The organism is Akkermansia sp. 54_46 (assembly GCF_001917295.1).
GTDB classification, from domain to species: domain Bacteria; phylum Verrucomicrobiota; class Verrucomicrobiia; order Verrucomicrobiales; family Akkermansiaceae; genus Akkermansia; species Akkermansia muciniphila.
This window is the reverse complement of the sequence record NZ_MNUD01000032.1, coordinates 128,454-151,192: the sequence shown is the minus strand read 5'-3', so window position 1 is coordinate 151,192 and position 22,739 is coordinate 128,454. Positions and strand designations below refer to the sequence as shown.

Sequence of the window (22,739 nt, the reverse complement as noted above, 5' to 3'; positions counted from 1 at the left end):
GTCAGTTTCTCCGCAGGTAATCCAGCAGAGTGGCCTGATCCAGGCAGGACATATAAGGCGTATGGTCGATGCCCTTTTCCATAATGAACCTGGTCAGCAGTTTGCGGGCGGTCGTAAGGAGAACGGCGGGATCCCAGGGCTTTTCCAGATAGTTGTCAATGTGTGCGTCATTGACGGCCTGGATAGTGTCCGCATGGGTGGCCTGCCCGGTCAGCAGGATTTTGCGCGTCCCGGCGAAACGGTCGTCTTTGGCGATGCCTCCAAGCAACTCTACTCCTGAACCTCCCGGCATGACGTGGTCGGAGATAACCAGTCCCGTCAGTTCTCCGTCCTGGTCGAATTCTTCCAACAGTTCGCGGCATTCGGATGCGGATTCCACCCCTTCCAGGCGGAAGCAGGAATTCAGCGGACGAAGGTCGCGCAAAACGCTGTCAAGGACTTCCGGCTGGTCGTCCACGCAAATGATGTTAATTTTTTCCATGATTGTTGATGGTTGGTATGATTATCGTAAAAACGGTATGGCCCGGCACGCTCTCCAGGCGGATGCGGCCGCCGTAGCTGTCCACAATGCGCCGGACGATGGTGAGCCCCAGCCCCAGGCCGAAGGAAAGCCCCTTCTTTTTGGTAGTGAAGTTGGGACGGAAAATTTTTTCATGCAGGTCCTTTGGAACGCCGGGGCCGTTATCTGTGACGGAGACCAGAATTTCGCGGGTGGTATGGGATGTCTGGTCCTTGCTGCTGATTTTTTCCACCCGGCATTCTACGTGGATGGCAGGGTTGGGGGTATTTTCTATTTTCAGCGCGTCGCAGGCGTTCTGAAGCAGGTTGATCCAAATTTGAACGAGCTCCGTCATATCCGCGAAGATGCCGGGCACGGAGTCCCTGGGAGGCAGGACCATTTCAAAATCAACGCCGCGCAGACTGGACTTGACCAGAGCAACAGCTTCCGTAAGGGAATCCGCCACGTTTACTCCTTCTTCCCGTCTGGTGTTGCCTCCCCCCAGCAGGCGAACGGAACGGACAATGGCTGTAGCGTGCCTGACAGCCAGTTTCATGTCATGCAGGTCGTGACCCAATTCCCAATAAGGGAGGTTTTGTTCCAGCTGGCTGAGGAATGGTTTGTCCAGCAGCTCCGGCTGATTCTGTATGTCCGGAATCAGGGCCAGGGCCTTGGCCACGTCCTGGGAAAGCCCGTAATTTTTTTCAAACTGGCGCGCCAGCCTGCGCTGTTCGGAAGTGGATGCGGAGGAAGTCCCTTCCAATCCTTTGTTGTACAGGGTATACCGGAAGGCGTTTTCCTGGCGGAACATGTTGTCCAGGGTTTCCAAAACAAAGTCTGTTTTACGGGACAGGACTCCCAGGGAATTGTTGAGCTCATGGGCTATTCCGGCGGATAATTGCCCCAGGGTGGCGGCCATTTCAGAACGGTGGAGCATCCGCAGCGCTTCTTCCTTTTCCGCAGTGCGGTCAAAGACGCGGGTATTGCGTGCCGCCAGTTCATGGACAATGGCGGGAACAAACTGCTCCAGGAGCGTGCCGTAGCGTTCCACATCCACGGCGGGGGTGGTGGTGTCGATATAGGCCAGTTCCAAATCAGTTTCCGCAATGAGATCGGAGGAGCTGCGGAACCATCCGGAAAAGAAACTTTGCACTCCCAAATAGTCTCCGGGGCCGGCCCGGAACGCCTTGTAGATTTTGTGGGAAGTGGAAGCTGTTTCCGGGTCTTCTTTAACGACATGGCGGGAGGAAACCACGCTGCCGGATAAAATCAGGTAAAGCCTTTTATTCTGTTCCCCCTGGCGGACGACGGCGTTTCCCTTGCTGATGGTGATAATGCGGTCCGGATCGGAAAAATACGCCAGATTGATGCGTTTTAATTTTTTCTGGAATTCTTCCTGTTCAATGATCATATGGCGCTTTTCCCGTTGATGTTGGCCATGCCGGGGCAACATGTCCCGGCATGGAACATTACCTTACTTAAAAAGCATGGCATTGGGCAAGAATCATCATCATGACATAGGTCAAAATCATGCCCAGGATACCCAGAATGACGCCGGAAATGGCCATCCCCCTGGAGCTGACCAGGCCGGTGGCATAAGCCAGGGCGTTAGGGGGGGTGCTGATGGGAAGGCTCATGCCCAGAGAGGAGGCGAAAGCCACGGATACCAGCAGGGCGGTAACGCCCCCCATGGGAGCCAGATTGTCACCCATGTTGACGCCGACGACCGCGATAATTGGAATGAGCAGGGAGGCTGTAGCCGTATGGCTCATGAAGGTAGCCATGAACAGGCAGATGATTCCCGTCCCCACCATGAGCGGGAAGGGGGACCATTCGGCAAAGGGAATGGAGCCAATCAGGTTTTTTGCCAGTCCGGTGTCTTGCAGGGCCAGCCCCAGGGCAAAGCCGCCGGCTACCAGCCAGAGCACGTCCCAGCCCATTTTCTTCAAGTCTTCCCTGGTGATGGTTTCCGTAATGGCAAAGACGGCGATGGGAATCATGGCGATGGTATTGGAGTCCAGCCCGTGCACGCCCTTACCCGTTACCCACAGTAGGACGGTAACGGCAAAGGTGACGTAAACGATAATGGCCTTGGGGGTTCTCAGGAATTTACCGCCCACCTGCAGTTCCAGTTTCTTTTGAGAGATGGGGAACAGCCACAGCAGGAGAAGCCATGCAATCAGAATCATGACGATGACGAAAGGAATGCCGAACATGAGCCATTTGCCGAAGGAGACGTCCAGCCCCATACCCTGCAATGCCTTCAGCGCGATTGCGTTGGGGGGCGTGCCGATAGGCGTTCCGATACCGCCGAGGTTGGCGGCGATGGGGATGGCCAGGGCAAAGGCGGCGCGGCCTTTGTCTTCCGGAGTGAACAGGGCCAGCACCGGCGTCAGGATGGCGAGCATCATGGCGGCCGTAGCCGTATTGCTCATAAACATGGAGAAAAGGGCCGTTACGGACATCAGCCCCAGAAGTACGAATTTGGGATTGGTGCCGAAGGGTTTTAAAAGTACTTTGGCCAGGTTCATGTCCAGCCTGTATTTGGTTGCGGCCGCAGCCAGGAAAAAGCCGCCCAGGAAAAGCATGATGATGGGATCCGCGAAGGTGGCCATCGTGGATTTTTGCTGCATGGTGTTGACAAATTGCAGCCCCTGGATGCGCGAGGTTATTTCCTTGCTGTACAGGCGCCCGGCCGCGGTCTTGAGCTGGGCGGCTATGGATTCCTGCCCGGCGGCTTCTTCCGTTTTTCCTTCACGGGACAGTTCCTGTGCGTTCAGATCTATTTTTTCATAAGCGTCCATGAGCTGGAACCCCAGGGTCATCCTCACTTCTTCCGCGTCCAGCTTGGTTTTCTTATTTAACCGGTTTTCGACATTTTCCTTCAATTTGCCGACTATCTCCGGATTGATCCCTTTGCCTATGGCGTCATCCAGAATGGAGGATACCGCCGCCTTGTCATAGCGCTCCGGCATCAAGAATGAGAGAGAGCCGTTGGAGACGCACAGCAGGGACAGGGTAATGACCATCACGGAGGTGGTCCAGATAGGGATGGGTTCCAAAATCCAGAAGAGCGCCGCCATGACGAACATGGCGATGACGCGGATTTCAATAGGGCTTAATTGGATTCCCCATGAAGCGAAAGGCAGGAAGAAGACGACTCCTGCGGCGGCCAGGCTGATAGCTGCCTTGAGCAGCTTGTTTTGGGTTTCACTCATGAATAATAACTGGTAATATGGTTGGCGGGCGGAAGGGTACTTCCCGATTTTACAAATAGAAACTTTTATTTAAAAAAATTATGTCAGAGGGGACGGCTGCTGTTTTCCGGAGTTGGAGCCTGGAGCTTTCTCTGTGATGGGAAAATTGCGCAACCCTATGGGGATGTGTGTGTTCAGCAGGGATAAGTCAATCATCCGTTCGGGAGCGCTGATTTGGCCGAGTGTTTCCTCTGTATTAAAAAAATTTTGAAGGTAGTAGGTCCCTCTATAGCCGCGCGACGTCAAATCCCCGCTGATCTGGTTGATTTCCTTTTCGCCGAGAAGGTCGGAGTGGATTGTCGTCCGAACCTCAAACGGGAAATTTTTGTTGATCAGATAATCCAGTGTTTGAGTAAAGAAGGGAAATAAGTCCGGACGCCCGGTAATGGAGCCGAACAATTTTTCCGGCGCTTTGTAATCTAGTGCAATGTAGTCGCAAAGCCCTTCCTCCACCAGCGTTTTCACTACGCCGGGCCGGGTGCCGTTGGTGTCTATTTTGACTGCGAAACCAAGCTGCCGTATATTGCGGCAGATAGGGATAAGGTCGGGACACAGCGTGCACTCGCCGCCGGACAGGACCACCCCGTCCAGAAATCCCACCCGATCTCTGAGAAAATCAAGATAGTCCGTCCGGTCTCCGGCGGGAGAATCCGTGCCCCTGACCAGGGAGACGTTGTAACAGTACTGACAAAACAAATTACAGCCTCTCAGCCAGAAGATGCAGGCCACCTTATTTGGAAAATCCAGCAAGGTGAGCGGCGTGATGTCTGCTATGCCCCGACCCGTTCCCATCGACTTCGCATATGTTGTTGGGAGAATTATCGCGGCTGTTCCGTTTGGACGGAGCAGGAACAGGGGCGGCCCGGTTCCACGAAGTGGACGCGGTCATGGAACTCGCCCTGTTTACCGGCGTTGAAAGTTTCCACAGGGCGGTGATAGCCCATGACGCGCGTGTAAACGGTGCAGCGGGTCCGGTCCTGTGCGTACTTGCTTAATATTTCCTGTTTGGTCATTGTCGTATTAATGGTTGGGTTTTGAAGTCGGGCGTCTATAGGAAAAACGATTTTCATTCATGCCTGTGGATGTGGAGCAGCTCCTCATCGCAGAAGGGGCAGTATTCATGTTCCCCGCGCAGATAGCCGTGCTTTTCGCAGACGGAGAAGAGCGGGGTGACGGTGAGGTACGGCATGCGGAAGCGGGTCAGCACTTTGCGGACAATGTCCCGGCACGCTTCCGGGGAGCTGATGGCTTCGTTCATGTACATGTGGAAGACGGTTCCTCCCGTGTAGCAGCATTGAAGTTCGTCCTGAAGCTGGAGCGCCCGGAACAGGTCGCTCGTGTGGTCCACGGGAAGCTGGGAGCTGTTCGTGTAATAACGCTGCCCCACAGGGCCGGCCTGGATGATGTCAGGATAGCGTTTCTGGTCTTCGCGGGCGAAACGGTGCGTGGTGCCTTCCGCGGGCGTGGCTTCCAGGTTGTACAGATTGCCGGTTTCCTCCTGGTATTCCTGCATTCGCAAGCGGATGAATTCCAAAATCTCTTCAGCAAAGGCCCTGCCTTCTTCAGAGGTGATGTCCATTGTGTCGTTGGAGAAATTGCGCAGCAGCTCGTTCATCCCGTTGACGCCAATGGTGGAGAAATGGTTGCGGAAGGTGGGCAGGTAGCGTTTGGTGTAGGGGTACAGGCCGCGGTCGTACATTTCCTGAACGAAGGCCCTTTTCTTTTCCAGGCAGGATTTGGCCAGATCCAGCAGTTCTCCCAGCCTGGCGAACAGGGCCTCCCGGTTTTGCTTGAACAGGTAGCCCAGCCGGGCCAGGTTGATGGTCACTACGCCGATGGAGCCGGTCATTTCCGCGGAGCCGAAAAGGCCGCCGCCGCGTTTGAGCAGTTCCCGCAGGTCCAGCTGGAGACGGCAGCACATGGAACGCACGGCATCCGGCTTGTAGGCCCGTTCGTCAGGCACGCGTTCCCCGTGTTCATTGACGGTGTACTGGCTGCCGATGAAGTTCTGGAAGTAAGAGGAACCGATTTTGGCGGCGTTTTCAAACAGGAGAGGCACGTTTTCCCCTTCCCAGTCAAAATCTTCCGTGATGTTGACGGTGGGGATGGGGAAGGTAAAGGGCTGTCCGGTGCTGTCCCCTTCCGTAAGAACTTCGTAAAAGGCCTTGTTGATCAGGTTCATTTCCTTCTGGAAATGCTTGTAGGTCAGCTCCGTCAGCTTGTTGGCTCCGCGTTCCCTAGCCAGGGCGAGCAGGTTCGCGTCTTCTATTCCTTCAAAGAGGTGTTCCCCTCCGCTGAAGGGGGCCTGATCCCGCAGGTCGCGCGGCACAGTCCAGTCGATTGTGACATTGGTAAAGGGAGACTGTCCCCAGCGTGAGGGTACGTTCAGGTTGTAGACGAAACTGCGGATGTCTTTCTTGATGCGGGGGAAGTCCGTCTGGTCTTTGAAAACGTAGGGAGCCAAGAAGGTGTCAAAGGAGCTGAAGGCCTGGGCGCCGGCCCATTCGCTTTGCAGAATGCCCAGAAAGTTCGCCATTTGGCCCAGGGCTTCCCGGAAGTGGCGGGGCGGCCTGCTGTTCACGCGGCTGCGCACGCCGTTGAATCCTTCATTGAGCAGGTTGCGTAGGCTCCATCCGGCGCAGTATCCGGTCAGGCAATCCAGGTCATGGATGTGGTAATCCCCTTCCCGGTGCGCGGCTCCTTCCCGTGCGGAGTAAACCTGGTCCAGCCAATAGTTGGCGATTACCTTGCCCGCCGTGTTGTTGATGAGCCCCGCATTGGAATACGTGGTATTGGAGTTGGCGGCAATGCGCCAGTCGCTCTGGCCGATATATTCCTCTACCGTCTGCTTGCAGTCCACGTAGGTATTGCCGGAATAAAGGCCGCCAAGCTGTTCGCGCTGCATCTTGTGCAGGAAACGGTAGGTGATGAAGGCCTTGGCCGTGTCAAAATATCCGGAGCGGAACAGGGCGCGTTCAATCATGTCCTGAATCTCTTCCACATGCGCGCTGTCCTGATGGCTCAGCTTGGCTTCCACCTCTTCATAGATGGAACGGTTGTAGGCGGTCCCGGAACTGTGGAAGGCTTTTCTAATGGCCTCTTCAATCTTATAGCCCTGGTATTGTTCCTTTTTCCCGGAACGTTTGATGATGCTTGTTGCCATGGTGGGTTTCTCGCTTGGAAAGGGTGGTGACCGCTCATCCGCGAGCCTGGGCAAAAGCCTGGAAAGACCATAGGCAGGGGCCGACCGCATGTGTGCATTCCCGGAAAGGGAGGGCATGCCGAAGACCTGTGCGTATGTTCATCCTGTCCGCGGGATGGGAATACGGCAGCATCAGGTCGTCTTCTGGCTTCCGGTGCGACATGTGATGGGGACTTCCCGGCTGCCTGGGCAGCCAGTGTCCGGTCCATCGTCTACCGGTTACAGCGGCGCGTCCGCGACGGATTTTCACCGTCTTCCGTTACCTGCGCTGGAACGCAATGAATCACAGAAAGAGACCTCCCGCAAGAAAAATGTATAAATAATGTGTTAAATAATTATTCATATGCTATATATGGTATATGACGGTAGAAAAATGATTGATAACACAGCTTTCTTTTCCGTCATGGCACCATATATGCCCTTGCGTTCCTTTCCCGGTCTGGAGGAGCGCGGAAAAAGAAAAATTCTTGTTACAAGAAAATTCCAGCCTTCTTTTCCCGTATGATATGACATGCGTTTCTTTGCCTTTTCAAAAAATGGATGGAAGAAATACTTTCTGTTGCCGGTCCTTTCCATGCTTTCCGCAGGAACTTCCGTTTCCGGGGCTTCCGCAGACTGGAATGAAAAGACCATCCGGGACAATCTTCAGCTGGTGGCGGAATGGCAGGCGAAGCATCCCAAAAAACGTTCGCCGCTGCATTGGACTTACGGTGCCTTTTATTCCGGCCTGGTGCAATATGGCCTGTCCGTTCCGGAAGGGCCGGGGCTGCCGTTGCTGAGAAAAGCGGGAGAAGAGCAGGAATGGAAGACCCTGAACCGGCATTATCATGCGGACGACCATGCCGTGGGGCATGCCTGGATGGAGATGGCGATGGAAGACGGCAATCCCGCCGCAGCTGAAAAGATTCGCGCCGTGCTGGACAAGGTGATGAACCGGCCTTCCTCCGCTTCCCTCCAATTCCTGACTCCGGGCTGCCAGGACCGCTGGAGCTGGTCGGACGCCCTGTTTATGTCTCCTCCCGTGTTCGTAAAACTGGCGGCCTATACCGGAGACCGCCGTTATCTGGAGTTTATGGATAGGGAATACAAGCTTACCTGCGACTATCTTTTTGACCGGGAGGAGGGCCTGTTTTTCCGGGATTCCCGCTATTTTACCGTTCCGGCGGCAAATGGGAAAAAGATGTTCTGGAGCCGGGGCAACGGCTGGGTGATTGCCGGATTGCCTCTTATTTTGCAGGACATGCCTGCGGACTGGCCTTCCCGCCCCTTTTATGAAGACTTGCTTAAACGTCTGGCGGCAGCCCTGAAAAAATGCCAGTCGCCCGACGGTTCCTGGCATGCGAGCCTGCTGGATCCGGACGAACCTCCCTTGAAAGAGATGAGCGGCACCCTCTTTATCATGTACGGGATGCTGTGGGGAGTGAACCAGGGATATCTGGATGCGGATGAATACCTTCCCTCCATCCGTAAAGCCTGGAAGGCCGCCTGTGATGCGGTCAGCAAGGAGGGCGCGCTGGGCTGGGTGCAGCCTATTGCGGACAAGCCGGGCCATTATTCCGGGAAAGATACGGAGGTGTACGGCGCAGGGGCCTACCTGATGGCCGGGAGTGAGTTGCGTAAATATGTCATTGGCCGGGATCATCCGCGGAAAAAGACCGTGACCGTTACGAATCCCCTGGGCAGGTTCCGCCCTGCTGAAACCGTGTCGGTTCCATGGCCGTCCGGAGGTTCCGGTGATGCCGCCGGCCTTCGCGTTTTTGACGTCCGTCACGGACGTGTTATTCCGCATCAGCTGGCGGATACGGATGGTGACGGAACGACGGATACCCTTTTGTTCCAGAGCAATTTCCGTCCCGGGACGATCCGTGATTTCTGGATTCTGGAGAATTCCTGCTTGGGCGAAGCGCCTTCCGCGGATGTCTGTTTCAGCCGTCCGGTACCGGAGCGGCTGGATGATTTCGCGTGGGAAAATGATCTTACGGCGCACCGGATTTACGGTCCGGCCGTCGCCAGGCCAGCCCCTGAGGGAGAGGGCCTGGTTTCCAGTGGGACGGATGTATGGAGCAAGCGCGCGGGTGCTCCCGTTATCAATGAATTTTACAAACGGGGGGATTACCACCGGGATCACGGTTGGGGACTGGATATGTACAATGTAGGTCCGGGGCGGGGCTGCGGCGGCATTGCCGTGTTCAGGGATGGAAAACCGCATGTGTCTAGAAACTGGGCCAGCGCCCGGACATTGTACAATGGCCCGGTCCAGACTGCTTTTGAGGTGGTTTATGCACCGTGGGACATTGGCGGCGGCGTGCGTGTGGCGGAGACGCGAAGGGTGACGCTGGATGCGGGAAACCGTTTCTCCAAAGTCCGCAGCGTCTTGAACGTCCGGGGGACTGAAACGGTGAAGGCCGGTGTGGGAATGGATACCGGAAAGCGCAGAAATGATTATGAAGCGGTTATGGAGGACCGGGAGTCCGGCGGCCTGATGACCGCATGGAGCAGGCCCCGGAAGGATGACGGATGCCTGGGAACCGCCGTAATCGTGCCCTGGGTTCCGGAAGGCCGTGCGGTGGATGCGGAAGGCTGTACCTACTTGCTCAGGAAGGTCGCGAACGGAGAACCCTTTGAATGGTACATGGGGGCGGTTTGGGACAAGGCTTCTCCCATTCGGTCCGCTGCCGGCTGGGAAGCGGAGGCTCGCCGTGTCCGGGAGTGCATCGGCCATCCTCTGCAAGTCCGGGTGCGGTAGGAGCCGCCGCATCCTGTTGTTTCTCGCGGAGCGCGTGGAGGCTTCCTCTTGTTACGGCTGCGGCGGTGCGGGAATGGGCAGCCATTCCGCCAGCGTTTCCGGCTGGAGGGGGGCCGGAGTTTCCCGCGCGTCCGGAGAAGCCAGATTCAGGTCGTTCCTGACGATTTCCGACCGGATGGAAGCCAGGGAAAGAAGGGTATGGAAGATGTGGTCGTGGGAGACGGCTTTCAGCCGGTTGGCTTTCAGGGCGCGCACCATGTCCGGATAGCGTGAGGCGAAAGCGTCCGAATACCAGATGAACATGGCAGGCCGGTAAACAGGCGGCAGGATATGGCCCTGGAACATTTTTCCTTCCTCTCCCAGCGCTACGCCGTGGTCGGAGCAGTAAAAATAAATGGCGGGCCTGTTCTTCAACAGTGCAATCATGCGGTGAATGGAGGCATCCAGGTCGACGATGGAATTGTCATAGGCATTGACGGTTTCTTCCAGACGGGCCTTGGGGTCGTCCATATTGCAGGATGCCGGGGTAAAACGTTCCGCCTGCGCGGGATAGCTGAACGCCATATGGCTCCCGTTATTGTAAATGATATAAAGCTGCCTGTTGCGGCCGAAGTTTTTCAGGGATTCCTCCATGACCAGGGAAGTTCGTTCCTGCATCATTCCGGGCGTCTGGTGCTGGAGCGGCGTCTGTCTCCGTTCACGGCAGTTCCGTGTCAGGATGCCCAGGGAATAATCATGAATGGAATCTCCGCTCAGGTCCATGATACGGACGGTGCGGAATCCGTGTTTGTTGAACAGGTCAATGAAGGAGGAGTGACCGGGAGTGCGGCGGCACAGTTCCGCATCCGTAAACATGCCGATGGCGGAAATTCTGGTCACGATGCCGAAGGAAGTGGCATGGGGGAAGGAAACGACGTTGGGCTCTCTGGAAAGCCGGGGCATTGTGTTCCGATGGTAACCGTTCAGGGGAAGATGGTCCCCCCGGACACTCTCCCCCATGTGGAAAACCACGGCCAGGTCGTCTGGGGCTTCGCACTGGGAAAGGGGCTCCGCGCAGGACGGAAGGTTCCGCAATGTGTTGAAACGCCCCGCATCCTGGGTGATGTATTCGTCCGCCAGTTTGCACGTCATTGCAATATCCACGAGAGGCCAGCCTTTTGCCTTGTCAGACGTGTAGTAAAGATAAAGGGGTTCCGAGCTGTAGGAGGCTGCCGGAATGCTCAGCAGCAGAAGGGCCGCGTACAGGCCCCAAATGCATGCCAGTGCGCCCCACGTGGCTTTTTGGCGCAGGGAACGGCGGCTCCAGTAGATGGCCAGGTAGATAAACCCGGCCAGAAGCAGGGTTCCTGCAATGGAAGCGGGGGTGCAGAAGGCGCAGGCTTCCTGGAAATTGGTCTCCGCCATGCTGGAAAGCACGGAAAGGTTCAGGACCAATCCGTACCGCATCTGCATCATGTACAGGCCCGCATTGAACAGAATGATGGCGGGAAGAAGGACATAGGCGGTGAAGCGGTATTTCAGGCAGAGAAGAATGGTGCCGCAGAGCAGGGATGCGGAGCAGGCGATGCCCATGCTGCTCATCAGCAGGCTTTGGCCATCGTTGAGCACATAGGGATTGGCCGCCAGCGCCGCCGCAAGCCCGGCTGCCCACAGGCAGCGCATGCGGCGGGGAATGAACGCGGCGCGCAGAGCCTGGCAGACAGCGGCCGACAGGCCGTATGCGGACGGATACCGTTCTGCGGAACCGGCGGATGCATGGGGAGGGATCATCGCAAAGGAGGGATAAAGAATGCTTCCTGCTTAAAGCGAAGAAAAATTATAAGAGTTTTAAAATGAATCGCAAGCAGAATGTTGGAGAAGCTTTTTCCGATGTGGGCCGCCTCCGTAAAAAGGGAAGGGTTTTCTTCCATGGACTGCTGCGGCAAAAACAGAAAACCGCCCGGAATGTTCCGGGCGGTTCCTGGGTGCCGAGGACGGCCTCCGGTGCTCAAACGGAATTTATCCGATGACGAGGAATTTTTCAGCCTTGGTGCCGCAGAGGGGGCACGCATCCACGCCTTCCAGAGATTTGAACGTGTCTCCGCAAACCAGGCATATCCAGTATTGCCTGGGCAGGGAACTGGTATCTCCGCTTTCCAGGGCCTTCAGGGCGACGGAATAAAAATCGGCATGTTCTTTTTCCGCTTCCGTGGCCCACGTGAAGGAACGGACGGCGGCTTTCTGCCCTTCTTCTTCCGCCACAGCGATGAATTCCGGATACATGCTTTCAAATTCATGGGTTTCCCCGGCAATGGCGGCTTTCAGGTTTTCGGCGGTGGTTCCTACATGGATCTGGATATCGATGGGCTCCATTGTTGCTCCCAGCTTTTCCAGAACCTTGTTGTGGTTGGCGGCGTGGACGGATTCCGCCTTGGAGGCGGCTTCAAACAATTTCTGAATAAGGGGCTGCCCTTCCTGGGCGGCTTTGGCGGCATAGGCCGCGTAAGTGGCGGAGGCGGTGCTTTCGCCCGTAATGGCAGCTTTCAGGTTTTCTATGGTCTTAGTCATCGGAAATAAATTTATAATAATTCTAAAAAGATGCAACTGAAAAAATCCTTCAAGGGAGGAAAAAACGCAAATTCCTCTTTCTGCGGCATCACGGGGAGCCGTTACACAATGATTCATTGACGCGTGCATGGCGAGCCTGTACAACGGAAACGTTATGAAGAGCATTGTAACAATTAGTTCGGCATGTGCCCTGGCATTTGCAGGTATGGCTTCCGCCCAGGATGCCCCGGCTCCGGCACCCGCCGCTGAAACTCCTGCCGCGCCCGTTGCGCCGGCCGCTGAAGTTTCCAAGGAAGCGAAGGAAGCCGCTGATCAGATGCTGGCGTTGATGAAGGAAATGTCCGCCACGCTCAGCACGGTGAAGGACAAGGCCACTGCAGACGCGGCTGCGGAAAAGATGGCAAAAATCAATGAAAAGGGGGAAGCCCTTTCCAAGAGCGCCCAGAAGGTTCAGGCTGAAATGGATGCCGCCATGCAGGCACGCCAGGCCGAGCTTCTGCCCATTTTCATGGGCATGATGACTGACATGCAGCGTTTGCAGCAGGCCGACTTTTACGGAAGCCAGGCCCTGAAGGACGCCATGAAGCAGACTGGCGCTGCCGGTCCGGAAGAAGATGTGGAAGTGGAGGAAGATGTGGAGGTAGAAGCAGTTCCGGCCCCCGCTCCCGCCCAGAAGGAAGCGTCCGCCCCCGCCGCCAAGTAACTTTCTTTTTCAGGATTGTCTCTCCTCCGGCATTGCGAGATGCCGGAGGATTTTTTTATGGAAGGGCCATCTGAAAAAGCCTCCGGGGGGGTGACGCAGGAACCTGCGGTATGCCTGGCCGAATGGGAGAGGACGGTGTCCGGAGTTTGCCGGAACATTTGAAGGAGGCTGAAAACAGGCAGGCCGCCTCCGTTTCCGGTGCGGCCTGCCGGGTAGTGATGAATGAATGGCCAGACCTGTTATTTGGCCTTTTTCTTCTTGGCAGCGGCTTTGGCGGGCTTGGCTGCCGTTTTTGCGGCCTTGGCGGGTTTTTCCGCCGGGCATTCGTTGACGGAGTTCCAGGACCAGTCCCATTTGTCCACGTTCATGGCGCAGGCGGTCAGAAGCGCTACGGAAGCGTCCAGGTCGTCTTTGTGAGCCATTTCAATAACCTGGTGCACATTGCGGGTGGGAACGGAAATGGCCCCGGCAATGGAACCGCCCGGAACGAATTTCTGCATGGCTCCGGCATCCGTGCCTCCCGCCGGCAGCATTTCCGTCTGCCATTTAATTTTGTTGGCGTCTGCCATGGCCTTCATGAACTTGACCATGCGGCGGTCTGCAATGACGGAACCGTCATACAGCTTGATGGCGGCGCCTGCGCCCAGGTGGGAAACCTGGTCGTGCGCCGGAGTTCCGGGAATGTCACAGGCGATGGTGACGTCCAGGGCAATGGAGAAATCCGGTTGGATGTCCAGCGTGCCGGCCTGCGCGCCCCTCAGGCCCACTTCCTCCTGAACGGTAAAGGCGGCCACGAAGTTGCAGGAGGGTTTCTTCCTGGAAGCCTTGATGGCGCGGAGGGCTTCAATCAGCACGTAGCATCCGGCGCGGTTGTCCAGAGATTTGACGTTCACGCAATCCCCCATTTCCACCAAATCCCGTTCACGGGTAACGGAGTCGCCTACGGAAACGTATTTTTCCACTTCCTCCTTGCTCATGCCCAGGTCAATGAAGAAGTCGGTCACTTCTGGCAGCTTGGTGCGTTCCGCCGGGGACATGACGTGGATGGGTTTCACGCCCATGACGCCGATGAGGTCTTTTTTACCGTGGACGATGACGCGCTGGGCCGTCAGCGTCTTGGCGTCAAAGCCGCCCAGTGGCAGGAATTTGATGAACCCCTTGTCGTCGATGTGACGGACCATGAACCCGATTTCATCCATGTGGGCGGCGGCCATCATGGTTTTTTCCGTGTTTTTGCCTTCCACGATGGCAATCACGCTGCCCATGTTGTCCACGCGCACGGCGTCCACCAGCGGGGCCACTTCCTGGATGATGAAATCGCGGATTTTGTCTTCAAACCCCGGAGCGCCCGGAGTCACGCAAACCTGACGAAGCAGTTCCAAATTCATAATGCCGTCAATGTAATGGTTTTCATGAAGGTTGGCTAGCCCATAATGCGGCCTCCGGAAGGAGGCGCCGCAGGACCCCGTCTGCCGTGCTTAACGGCGTTCCCGCGTAATGACGGCCTCCGGCTGTGCGGGGGCTCCATTGTCCGGTCTTTTGTAATTGACGCCGCGGGCGTCCAGGAAGGGAAGCTGGCGATCGAGGCGTTTACGGAAATCTTTCTCATTTTTTAGCTCCTGCGGGGTCCAGGCAACTTCCGCCAGCGCCAGGGCGCGGGGGAAGACATGGTATTCCCATTTCGGCAGGTTCGGGATATATTCCGTCCAGATGTTCGCCTGGCAGCCCAGCACCTGCTTTTCCCGTTCCCGGGGCGTTCCCTGAGGAACCGGTTCCAGTCCGTAAACATGCTGCCAGGTCAGCTGATTATTGTTAATCGTCTCGTATTCGGGGGCAGCGGGTTTTCCGGGCCCCTGGTCATAGTCAAAGTACAGGTGGCTGTTGGGCGTCATCACAATATCGTTGCCCCGTGCCAGGGTTTGTGCGGCGATGTGCGGCATTTGGCTGCGCCAAACCATCATGGTAGCGGTGGGGGAAAGGCCCCCTTCCTGGATTTCATCCCAGCCGATGAGCCTTTTTCCGCGGCTGTTGATTATTTTTTCCACGCGGCGGATGAAGTAGCTCTGGAGTTCATGCTCGTTGGCCAGGCCGTTGTCCTTCATGACCTGCTGCGCTGCGGGGGACTGCTTCCACTGGTTTTTTGGAGCCTCATCCCCGCCGATGTGGATATAGGGACTGTCCGGGAACAGGGCGCACACTTCGTCAATGACGTCTTCCAGAAAACGGAAGGTTTTTTCCGTGGGAGCGAAGGTGTAGGGAAGCACTCCCCAGGTTTCCTGCACCTTGGGCGCATAGCCCGGAATGTCCGTGTTGCCCAGTTCCGGATACGCGGCGATGGCGGCGGAGGCGTGGCCCGGCATTTCCACTTCCGGAATGACGGTAATGCCCCGGTTTTTGGCATACCGCACCACTTCCCGGATTTCATCCGCGGTGTAATGGCCGGAGTAGGGCGTGCCGTCTGCCTTGTTGCGGTTGCCGATGACGGGGGATTGAGCCCGGGCGCCTCCCACGGTTGTCAGCCTGGGGTACTTGGCGATTGGGAGACGCCACCCCTGGTCGTCCGTCAGATGCCAGTGCAGGGTGTTGAATTTGTACCGTTCCATCAGGTCCAGCACTTTTTTGATGTCCCGCACGGGCATCATGTGGCGGCAGCTGTCTACCATCAGGCCCCGCCATGAAAAGCGGGGCTGGTCTTTTACGTCCATCCGGGGCAGGGCCGGAGCTCCGTTTTTGTCGGCAGCGATGCTTTGAACGAGGGATTGAAGGGCATACAGGGCTCCGTTCACGGAACCGGAAGCAATGGAGATGGAATCCGGCGTTACGGCAAGGCGGTAGCCTTCCCTGCTCAGGGAAGCGTCTTCCGTAAAGATGATGTCCGCATTGTTTTTAACCAGGGCCGTGTTGATCCCGTTGTCGCGGAAAATCCGTTCCGCCTGCCTGGAAAGAGGATTTTTTTCCGGGAGCCTGACGCCGTTTTTCAGGGAAAACCCGCTTTCTCCGGTTTGGACGCGCATGGCGGCGGGCAGGGGAATGATATGGGGCGCTTCGAGAACCGGAGCGGATGGGGCGCCCCAGCAAAGGGAAAACAGGCTGAAAACCGTGGCGGAAAAGGTACACTTGGAAATCATAGCGTACGTAAATACGCGGCATTTTCCGGGAAAATTCCGTTTCGAGGTTATTTTTGCAAATGCAGAGAAAACCGGCACATGAAAATAGCGGTTGTTCCGTCCGGGCGCCTGTGAGAGTATTCCCGCGCTATGAATGGAGCCGCTTCCCCCCGCATCAGGAAGACGATGGTATTTGTGCTGCTGGCGCTTTTTCTGGGCCAGTTCGGAAGCGGTGTGTATGATCTCGTTTTCAGCAATTTTCTGCGTGATGCCCAGCATCTTGACGTGGAGATGCGCGGGCTGATTGAATTTCCCCGGGAATTGCCCGGCATCCTGTCTCTTTTTGCGGTCAGCCTGCTTTTCATGTTTAATGAGGTCCGCATGGCCGGGGTGGCGTGCCTGCTGATGTTCGGCGGCATGTACGCGCTGGCTTTCTGCGGCGCCGGAACCAGCCTGTGGACTTTGTCTGCGTGGATTTTGACGGTGAGTCTGGGTCAGCATATCCTGATGGGCATGATTGACACCATTGTCATCCATACGGCGAGGCCGGAAAACCGCAGTCTGCGGCTCGGCCAGATGAAGGCTCTGGGAACGGCGGCCGCGCTGCTGGGCGCGCTGTGCGTGTGGATCAAGTGGAAATTCAATCAATCTTTTGCCGTGGACTTTTTCGTCACGGGGGGCGTGTGCCTGCTGGCATCCCTGTTCCTGAGCCGGGTGAAGACGCCCGTCTTCCCGCAGCGGCGCGGATGGAGGCAATGTTTCGTCTTCAAGCGCAGATATGCCGTTTATTATGGATTGGAAATTCTGCACGGCATCCGCAAGCAGCTTTATCTGACCTTCGGTTTCTGGCTGATGGTCAGCACGCTGGGCCAGTCTCCCGGATATATCGGAAAAACCCTGCTCATGGCCGGCGTCATCGGGCTGGTCACTCAACCCCTGATCGGCTGGAGCATCAAGCGCTACGGGGAACGGAAGGTGACGATTTTCGACAGCGTGGCGCTGTCCCTCCTGTGCCTGGCATACGCCTTCGCTCCGGAACTGCTGCCCCTGCATTGGGCCGTGGGAGTAGTGACCGCCTGCTTTGTCCTGGACAACCTGCTGTTTGCCCTAGGCATGGCCCGGAGCACCTACGTGGCCCGCATCTGCGAGAAGCCGGAGGACATTACGCCAAGCATTTACACCGGGCTGGCCATCAATCATGTGGCTTCTATCGCTTACGGCGTGCTGGGCGGCGTGATCTGGATGAATACGGGCGGCCCGCAAGCGGTGTTCCTGATAGGCGGTGCGGCTACCGTCGGGGCTGGGCTGGTGGCGCGGCGCATGGACAGGCCGCAGCCTTGACCGGGCGCCTAACGCACGGGTTTGTCCGCACCTTTTTTAAGGGCGTTCATAATCTTGTTGAAGATATCCGTATTTTCATAAATGCCGGTGAAGTCGCCGCTTCCCGCGCCGAAGGCATACACCGGAACAGCCACGCCGTCATGACTGCCGGAACCGAACCGGCCCGTTATTTCCCCCTGTTCCCGGCTGCCGCCCGTGAGAGCGAACGCGCCCGTATTATGGTCCGCCGTGATGACGACCAGGGTGCCGGGGTGTTTGGAGGCCCAGTCAAGCACGGCTCCCGCAGTCCGGTCAAAATCAAGGAGCTCTTCCATCATTTCTTCCAGATTGTTGCTGTGGGCCGCCTTGTCAATGTTGGACCCTTCAATCATCAGGAAAAATCCGTTGGGATTCCGGGAAAGGGTATCCAGGGCTTTCACTGCGGCCTGGCGGAAAACGTCGCCCCGTTTGGAGGGAGGGGGAAGATTACCCGGAGCGGCGACAACCAGCGTTTTTCCGGAAGGCAAGGCTCCGGCTTTTTCCCAGGAGCGGGCGACACGGTAGCCCTGCGCCTGCATTTCCTGGAAAATATCCCTGCCGTCCGGCCTCTGCGTGAAGTATTTGCCGCCGCCGCCAAAGATGAAATCGGCGCGGGAACGGGGGTAATCCCCGATGATGCCGTAAGCATCCGATCTTTTTTCATTATTGGCGCAGAAAGATGCCGGGGTGGCGTCATTCAGCTCGCAGGTAGCGATGACGCCGGTGGATTTGCCCATGTCCGCAGCCTTGTCCACCAGGGAATCCAGCTTGTTGCCCCTGGGGCATACGGCGACCCGATGGTAAAGCGTCTTGGTTCCTGTCGCCATGGCGGTGCCCGCAGCGGCGGAGTCCGTGACCAGCTTGTCCGCGCACCATGTTTTGGAAATGCCCGTAACAGGACAGTTTTCAATAAACAGGCGGCCTCTGTTGGCCGCCCATGCCGCAGAAAGGTGATGAATGCCCATTCCGTCCCCAATCATCAGAATCACGTTGGTGACGGGAAGGCTGCGGTCAGGTTCCGGGATTTCCGTCACCGGATAGGGGCGTTCCAGAATGAAGCGCTGGTTTTCCGCCGCCGGAAGCAGGGACGGGGCAAGAAAGAGGGCAAAGGCTAAAAGGCGCAGCGGAGAAGTCATGCAATCACTTTCCCGTTTGCGGCGGAACAAGTAAAGAGGAAAAAACATGCCGGTCCCGCATGGAACCGGCATGAACCGTTCAAAAGAACTTATTTGGCGTCCGCCTGTTTTTGCAGGATGTCCCGGATCTGTTCCAGAAGGACGACGTCATCCGGCTTGGGAGCAGGGGCGGCCGGAGCTTCTTCGCTCTTGCGCCTCAGGGCTCCGATCAGCTTGATGGCTACAAAGACGGAGAAGGCGATGATGAGGAAGTCAATGGTCGCCTGGAGCAATTCACCGTATTTTAATTCCACATCGCCCAGTTTCAGCACCAGGTATGCCAGGTTGACCCCGGAAGTAAGGTAACCGATGATGGGGGTGATAATGCTGGAGACGAAGACGGAGACGATTTTGTTGAATGCGCCGCCGATGACGACGGCCACCGCCAGGTCAATAACGTTCCCTTTAAGGGCGAATGCCTTGAATTCTTCCAGAAAGCCTTTGAGGTTGAAAAAATGAGCCATAGTGGATTATTGCTGGTTGCGGTGGTTATTCTGCCGTTAAAATGATAAAAGAAAAGAAAAATGAATGAGCGGCGGACAAAGATGTGACTGTCTTCCGGGGTAAAATGCGGCAATCATGACGTGGTTCCCAAAAAAATCATTTACAGACGGGGCCAGAAGAGCAAACTACGCCCATATTACCTTAACTTATGAACACAGAAGAAAAGCTCAACCAGTACGTACTCCATTCCTATGGCCGTTATCCCATGGCTGCCGTCCGCGGAGAAGGCTCCCGACTGTGGGACAGCACGGGGAAGTGCTATCTGGACTTCTGTGCCGGCATTGCGACCTGCGTGCTCGGGCACTGCCATCCTGCGGTGACGCAGGCCCTGCAAAAGCAGGCCGCCACCCTGGTGCACTGCTCCAACCTGTACCAGATCCCCCAGCAGGCGGATCTGGCGGAATTCATCGTGACCAAATGCGTGGAGCGCCCGGGAAAAGTCTTTTTCGCCAACAGCGGTGCGGAGTCCAATGACGGTTTAATCAAAGTAGCGCGCCGTTACGGGCACCGCAAGCCCCAGCCGGACGGCAAGCCCCGTTATGAGGTGCTTACGTTCAACAAATCCTTCCACGGGAGGACGCTGGGCAGCATGTCCGCCACGGGGCAGGATAAAATCAAAATCGGCTTTGACCCCATGCTGCCGGGATTCCGCCATTTGCCTTTCAACGATCTGGAAACGGCCCGCGAAGCCATCAGGCCGGAAACGGTGGCCTTCATGCTGGAAACCGTCCAGGGAGAAGGAGGGGTCAACTGCGTGACTCCGGAATTTCTGCGGGGCCTGGCGCAGTTATGCAGAGAGCACGATCTTCTTCTGCTGATGGATGAAGTGCAGTGCGGCTTTGGCCGCTGCGGCGACATCATGGGATGGCGCGCCGTAGCTCCGGATGTGGAACCGGACGGCATTTCCTGGGCCAAGGCTCTGGGCGGCGGTTTCCCCATCGGCGGCTTCTGGATTTCCGACCGCGCCATTGACGGCCAGGGTACGGAGCTTTCCTCCATCATGGATCCCGGCTCCCATGGCTCCACGTATGGAGGCAACCCGCTCGGCACTGCGGTAGGCCTGGCCGTGCTGCGGGAAGTTGTTTCCCAGGGGCTCCCGGAGCGGGCGCGGCGCCTGGGCGCGGAAATTCGCAGGGAAATAGAATCCTGGAACCTGCCTGTTGTTCAGGGCGTGCGTGGCCTGGGCCTGTTGCTGGGCATTGGCCTGAACCCGGAAATGGTAGCCGCGCCGGAGGGCAAGACGATCGCCTCCGTAGTGGTGGAGGCCCTGCGGCAGGAAGGGTTGCTTTCCGTTCCCGCCGGGCCGGAAACCGTCCGTCTGCTGCCGCCGCTGAATGTCAGTGAAGAGGAAATCCAGCAGGCTCTGGCCATCATCAGGCGCGTGCTTAAAACGTACGCCAAATAGAATACAGCCCTTATTTGCTTTATTGTTATGAAGGAAGAAGCCATTAAAGCCCCCGGCAGCACGATAAAGCAATATTCCATCATGCTCCAGAACCGGGTGGGGGCCCTGACCGCCCTCCTCGGCCTGCTGGACATGCACGGCATTTTCTGTCTGGGATTCAGCATGCAGGACTGCCATGAGGCGACTATTGCGCGCCTGATTGTCAGCGATCCGGAAAGGACGTCGGAAATTTTTCTGGAGAAAGGTATTTGCTATACGGAGTCCGGGGTGCTGGTGGCGGTGCTCCGCCATGGCCCCGCAGACCTCAAAAAATGCCTGGATGCGCTGTATGTCGCGGAAATGAACGTCAACTTTCTCTATCCCCTGCTGCCTTGCGTGGGGCGGGGGTCTCTGGTGGCTCTTCACGTGGAGGATCTCAACTTCGGGCGCACCGTGCTGAATTCCAGCGGCATCAAAGTCCTGTTCCAGCAGGACCTCAGCCGGTAGGAACAGCCGTTTTTCCTTTCTTCCCCGCTGCCCTGTTCAGGAGTGTTTTCTCCAAGCGCCTCAAGGGGTTGCCCGGCTTTTTCGCCTTGACGGGAGGGGAAAACATGGTATGGTACGGGCCGCATGGCAAAAGTACCCGTAATCAATCTTCGCAAGGGACACGCGGTCAATTACAACAATGACGTTTGCGTTGTAGTCAGCATGGAGCACAAGTGCCCCCCCCGCATGGCTTCCTATGTGCAAATGAGCATCCGCAGCATTTCCACTAAAAAGGTGTATAACCTTCGCCTGACTTCCAATGAATCCCTGGAAGGCGTCAACCTCGCCCGTGAGGAATATGAGTTCAGCTACATTGACGGCATGGGTTATCACTTCATGAATCCGGATACATACGAAGACATCACCGTGTCTCCGGAAATCGTGGAACCCGTCAAGGATTATCTGATGGAAGGCAATATCTACATCCTGCTTTTCACGGATGAAACGGTCGTTTCCGTAGAACTCCCCGCCGCCATCACCATGGAAGTGGCGGAAGCTCCTGAAGGCGTCAAGGGCGACAGCGCGAACAATGTTTACAAATCCGCCACGATGACTACCGGACTGGTGGTGCAGGTGCCCCTTTTCATCAAGCCCGGTGAAAAGATTTCCGTAAAGACGGAAGACGGTTCCTATCTGGGCCGCGTAAACTGAGTTGCCCCTCTTTCTGTTCTTTGAAGAGCCCCGTCCGGTTTGTCCGGATGGGGCTTTTTTCATGCCGCAATCCCTGCCCTTTTTCCTGTTTCCGGAAGAGGGCAGTTACTTTTCCGCGCGGTATGGAATGGTTCCTTTATGGGGGGAATCCTTTTTCTGGTAAATGCGAACGTAGTCTATTTCGTATTTCTGGGGCAGCGGCAGTTTGTCCAGATCTCCGCCGGTGGCGCCCAGAGCCAGGTTCAGGATGATGAAGTGAGGCTGCCGGAAGGGATTGGCGACTTCCTTGTAAGAGGCGTTGACGGTATTATCGAGGGGAGTCCGGTTCAGCAGAATATCGTCCGCATACAGGCGCACTTCCTTTTCATCCCAGTCCATACGGAAGACATGGAAGCTGTCCGCCCAGTCCGCGTGTTTTTCCTGGAGCCATTTGAGCGGCGTGTAAGTGGTGCTCCATTTGCCCACGTGTTTTTTGGGGGAACCCCAGCAGAGATTGGCCAGATAGGTGGACTGGTAGTACTCCATGATGTCTATTTCCCCGCACATGGGCCACTTTTCCTTGACGCCCAAGGTCCAGAAAGCAGGCCACATGCCTTCCCGCGGGCTGAATCTGGCCCGGATTTCAAATCGCCCGTACAGCCAGGAAAATTTGCTGCGCGTCGTCAGGGAGGCAGAGGTGTATTCCGCCTCTTTCCGTGTCGTCTGCCAGTTTTTTCCCTCCGGATCGTAATGGGGGTTGGCATGTTTTTCCTTCCTGCCTTCAATAATCAGCATGCCGTCTTTGCAATAGGCATTTTCCGGCTGGTACCATTGCGCTTCCTTGTTGCGGACGAAACCGTGTTCGTAATTCCATTTGGCAGGGGCCGGACGGCCGTCTTTGTCGAATTCGTCGTGCCAGACGAGTTCATAATCGGAATAATCCGCTTTTTCCACGACTCTCTCCGTTTTTTTGACGCCGTCTCCATGGAGGGTGTAAAGCTGGGCGTGGAGGGGGGTGGACAACAAGGCCGCGCTGGCCAGGACTTTGAATAGAGGAGGAATGTTCATGGAGGAAATTAG

General features: G+C 56.6%; 19 protein-coding genes and 1 riboswitch. Of the genes, 6 read left to right on the top strand and 13 right to left on the bottom strand.

Going from position 1 to position 22,739, the window contains the following annotated elements; all coding sequences use genetic code 11:
* Position 1: 1 nt before the first annotated feature.
* The 6 genes from BHW66_RS07055 to BHW66_RS07030 form a co-directional block, all read right to left on the bottom strand.
* Positions 2 to 481, bottom strand: a complete 480-nt coding sequence (locus BHW66_RS07055) for a response regulator (RefSeq protein WP_022197728.1) — start codon at positions 479 to 481, stop codon at positions 2 to 4.
* On the bottom strand, positions 468 to 1,910 hold the full coding sequence (locus BHW66_RS07050) for an ATP-binding protein (protein WP_046434351.1): 1,443 nt from the start codon (positions 1,908 to 1,910) through the stop codon (positions 468 to 470). Before BHW66_RS07050 ends, BHW66_RS07055 begins: the two co-directional genes overlap by 14 nt.
* A gap of 67 nt (positions 1,911 to 1,977) precedes the next feature.
* On the bottom strand, positions 1,978 to 3,717 hold the full coding sequence (locus tag BHW66_RS07045) for an SLC13 family permease (RefSeq protein ID WP_046434353.1): 1,740 nt from the start codon (positions 3,715 to 3,717) through the stop codon (positions 1,978 to 1,980).
* 78 nt (positions 3,718 to 3,795) lie between these two features.
* Positions 3,796 to 4,548, bottom strand: coding sequence for an anaerobic ribonucleoside-triphosphate reductase activating protein (locus BHW66_RS07040; protein ID WP_102758652.1), 753 nt, complete (start codon positions 4,546 to 4,548; stop codon positions 3,796 to 3,798).
* Between the two features lie 26 nt (positions 4,549 to 4,574).
* Positions 4,575 to 4,769, bottom strand: a complete 195-nt coding sequence (nrdD, locus tag BHW66_RS07035) for an anaerobic ribonucleoside-triphosphate reductase (RefSeq protein WP_046434355.1) — start codon at positions 4,767 to 4,769, stop codon at positions 4,575 to 4,577.
* Between the two features lie 53 nt (positions 4,770 to 4,822).
* Positions 4,823 to 6,919, bottom strand: a complete 2,097-nt coding sequence (locus BHW66_RS07030; RefSeq protein WP_012419910.1) for a ribonucleoside triphosphate reductase — start codon at positions 6,917 to 6,919, stop codon at positions 4,823 to 4,825.
* A 156-nt stretch (positions 6,920 to 7,075) separates the two neighbouring features.
* A riboswitch (cobalamin riboswitch) is annotated at positions 7,076 to 7,274 on the bottom strand.
* Between the two features lie 258 nt (positions 7,275 to 7,532).
* Between BHW66_RS07030 and BHW66_RS07025 the strand changes: the two genes are divergently transcribed.
* Positions 7,533 to 9,704 (top strand): glycoside hydrolase family 88 protein, encoded by a 2,172-nt coding sequence (locus tag BHW66_RS07025; protein WP_215833657.1) that lies wholly within the window; start codon positions 7,533 to 7,535, stop codon positions 9,702 to 9,704.
* Between the two features lie 51 nt (positions 9,705 to 9,755).
* On the opposite strand, the gene BHW66_RS07020 is transcribed toward BHW66_RS07025, so the two are convergent.
* Together BHW66_RS07020 and BHW66_RS07015 are read right to left on the bottom strand one after the other, a co-directional pair.
* Positions 9,756 to 11,474 (bottom strand): phosphoethanolamine transferase, encoded by a 1,719-nt coding sequence (locus BHW66_RS07020; RefSeq protein ID WP_022197721.1) that lies wholly within the window; start codon positions 11,472 to 11,474, stop codon positions 9,756 to 9,758.
* Positions 11,475 to 11,702: 228 nt separating this feature from the next.
* The gene (locus BHW66_RS07015; RefSeq protein ID WP_012419913.1) at positions 11,703 to 12,251 is read right to left on the bottom strand and encodes a ferritin family protein; all 549 of its coding nucleotides are present in this window, start codon (positions 12,249 to 12,251) and stop codon (positions 11,703 to 11,705) included.
* 154 nt (positions 12,252 to 12,405) lie between these two features.
* On the opposite strand from BHW66_RS07015, the gene BHW66_RS07010 reads away from it, so the two are divergent.
* Positions 12,406 to 12,954, top strand: coding sequence for a hypothetical protein (locus tag BHW66_RS07010; RefSeq protein ID WP_042447801.1), 549 nt, complete (start codon positions 12,406 to 12,408; stop codon positions 12,952 to 12,954).
* Between the two features lie 239 nt (positions 12,955 to 13,193).
* Here the strand turns inward: BHW66_RS07010 and BHW66_RS07005 are convergent, their stop codons facing one another.
* Both BHW66_RS07005 and BHW66_RS07000 read right to left on the bottom strand, forming a co-directional pair.
* The gene (locus BHW66_RS07005) at positions 13,194 to 14,342 is read right to left on the bottom strand and encodes a M42 family metallopeptidase (protein ID WP_012419915.1); all 1,149 of its coding nucleotides are present in this window, start codon (positions 14,340 to 14,342) and stop codon (positions 13,194 to 13,196) included.
* A gap of 90 nt (positions 14,343 to 14,432) precedes the next feature.
* Positions 14,433 to 16,082, bottom strand: coding sequence for a beta-N-acetylhexosaminidase (locus BHW66_RS07000; RefSeq protein ID WP_215833658.1), 1,650 nt, complete (start codon positions 16,080 to 16,082; stop codon positions 14,433 to 14,435).
* Between the two features lie 129 nt (positions 16,083 to 16,211).
* Between BHW66_RS07000 and BHW66_RS06995 the strand changes: the two genes are divergently transcribed.
* On the top strand, positions 16,212 to 17,402 hold the full coding sequence (locus tag BHW66_RS06995; protein ID WP_046434361.1) for an MFS transporter: 1,191 nt from the start codon (positions 16,212 to 16,214) through the stop codon (positions 17,400 to 17,402).
* An 8-nt stretch (positions 17,403 to 17,410) separates the two neighbouring features.
* Here the strand turns inward: BHW66_RS06995 and BHW66_RS06990 are convergent, their stop codons facing one another.
* Together BHW66_RS06990 and mscL are read right to left on the bottom strand one after the other, a co-directional pair.
* On the bottom strand, positions 17,411 to 18,556 hold the full coding sequence (locus BHW66_RS06990; protein WP_046434591.1) for an alkaline phosphatase: 1,146 nt from the start codon (positions 18,554 to 18,556) through the stop codon (positions 17,411 to 17,413).
* Positions 18,557 to 18,645: 89 nt separating this feature from the next.
* Positions 18,646 to 19,059, bottom strand: a complete 414-nt coding sequence (gene mscL, locus BHW66_RS06985; RefSeq protein WP_012419919.1) for a large conductance mechanosensitive channel protein MscL — start codon at positions 19,057 to 19,059, stop codon at positions 18,646 to 18,648.
* Positions 19,060 to 19,247: 188 nt separating this feature from the next.
* On the opposite strand from mscL, the gene BHW66_RS06980 reads away from it, so the two are divergent.
* From BHW66_RS06980 to efp, 3 genes are all read left to right on the top strand, one after another.
* Complete coding sequence (locus BHW66_RS06980; RefSeq protein ID WP_046434364.1) at positions 19,248 to 20,504, top strand: acetylornithine transaminase; 1,257 nt, start codon at positions 19,248 to 19,250, stop codon at positions 20,502 to 20,504.
* A 27-nt stretch (positions 20,505 to 20,531) separates the two neighbouring features.
* Entirely contained in the window at positions 20,532 to 20,990 is a 459-nt protein-coding gene (locus BHW66_RS06975; protein ID WP_046434366.1) for a hypothetical protein, read from the top strand.
* Between the two features lie 123 nt (positions 20,991 to 21,113).
* Positions 21,114 to 21,680, top strand: coding sequence for an elongation factor P (efp, locus tag BHW66_RS06970; RefSeq protein WP_012419922.1), 567 nt, complete (start codon positions 21,114 to 21,116; stop codon positions 21,678 to 21,680).
* Positions 21,681 to 21,785: 105 nt separating this feature from the next.
* Here efp and BHW66_RS06965 read toward each other — a convergent pair whose 3' ends face one another.
* On the bottom strand, positions 21,786 to 22,727 hold the full coding sequence (locus tag BHW66_RS06965; protein ID WP_215833659.1) for a glycoside hydrolase family 16 protein: 942 nt from the start codon (positions 22,725 to 22,727) through the stop codon (positions 21,786 to 21,788).
* Positions 22,728 to 22,739: the final 12 nt, after the last annotated feature.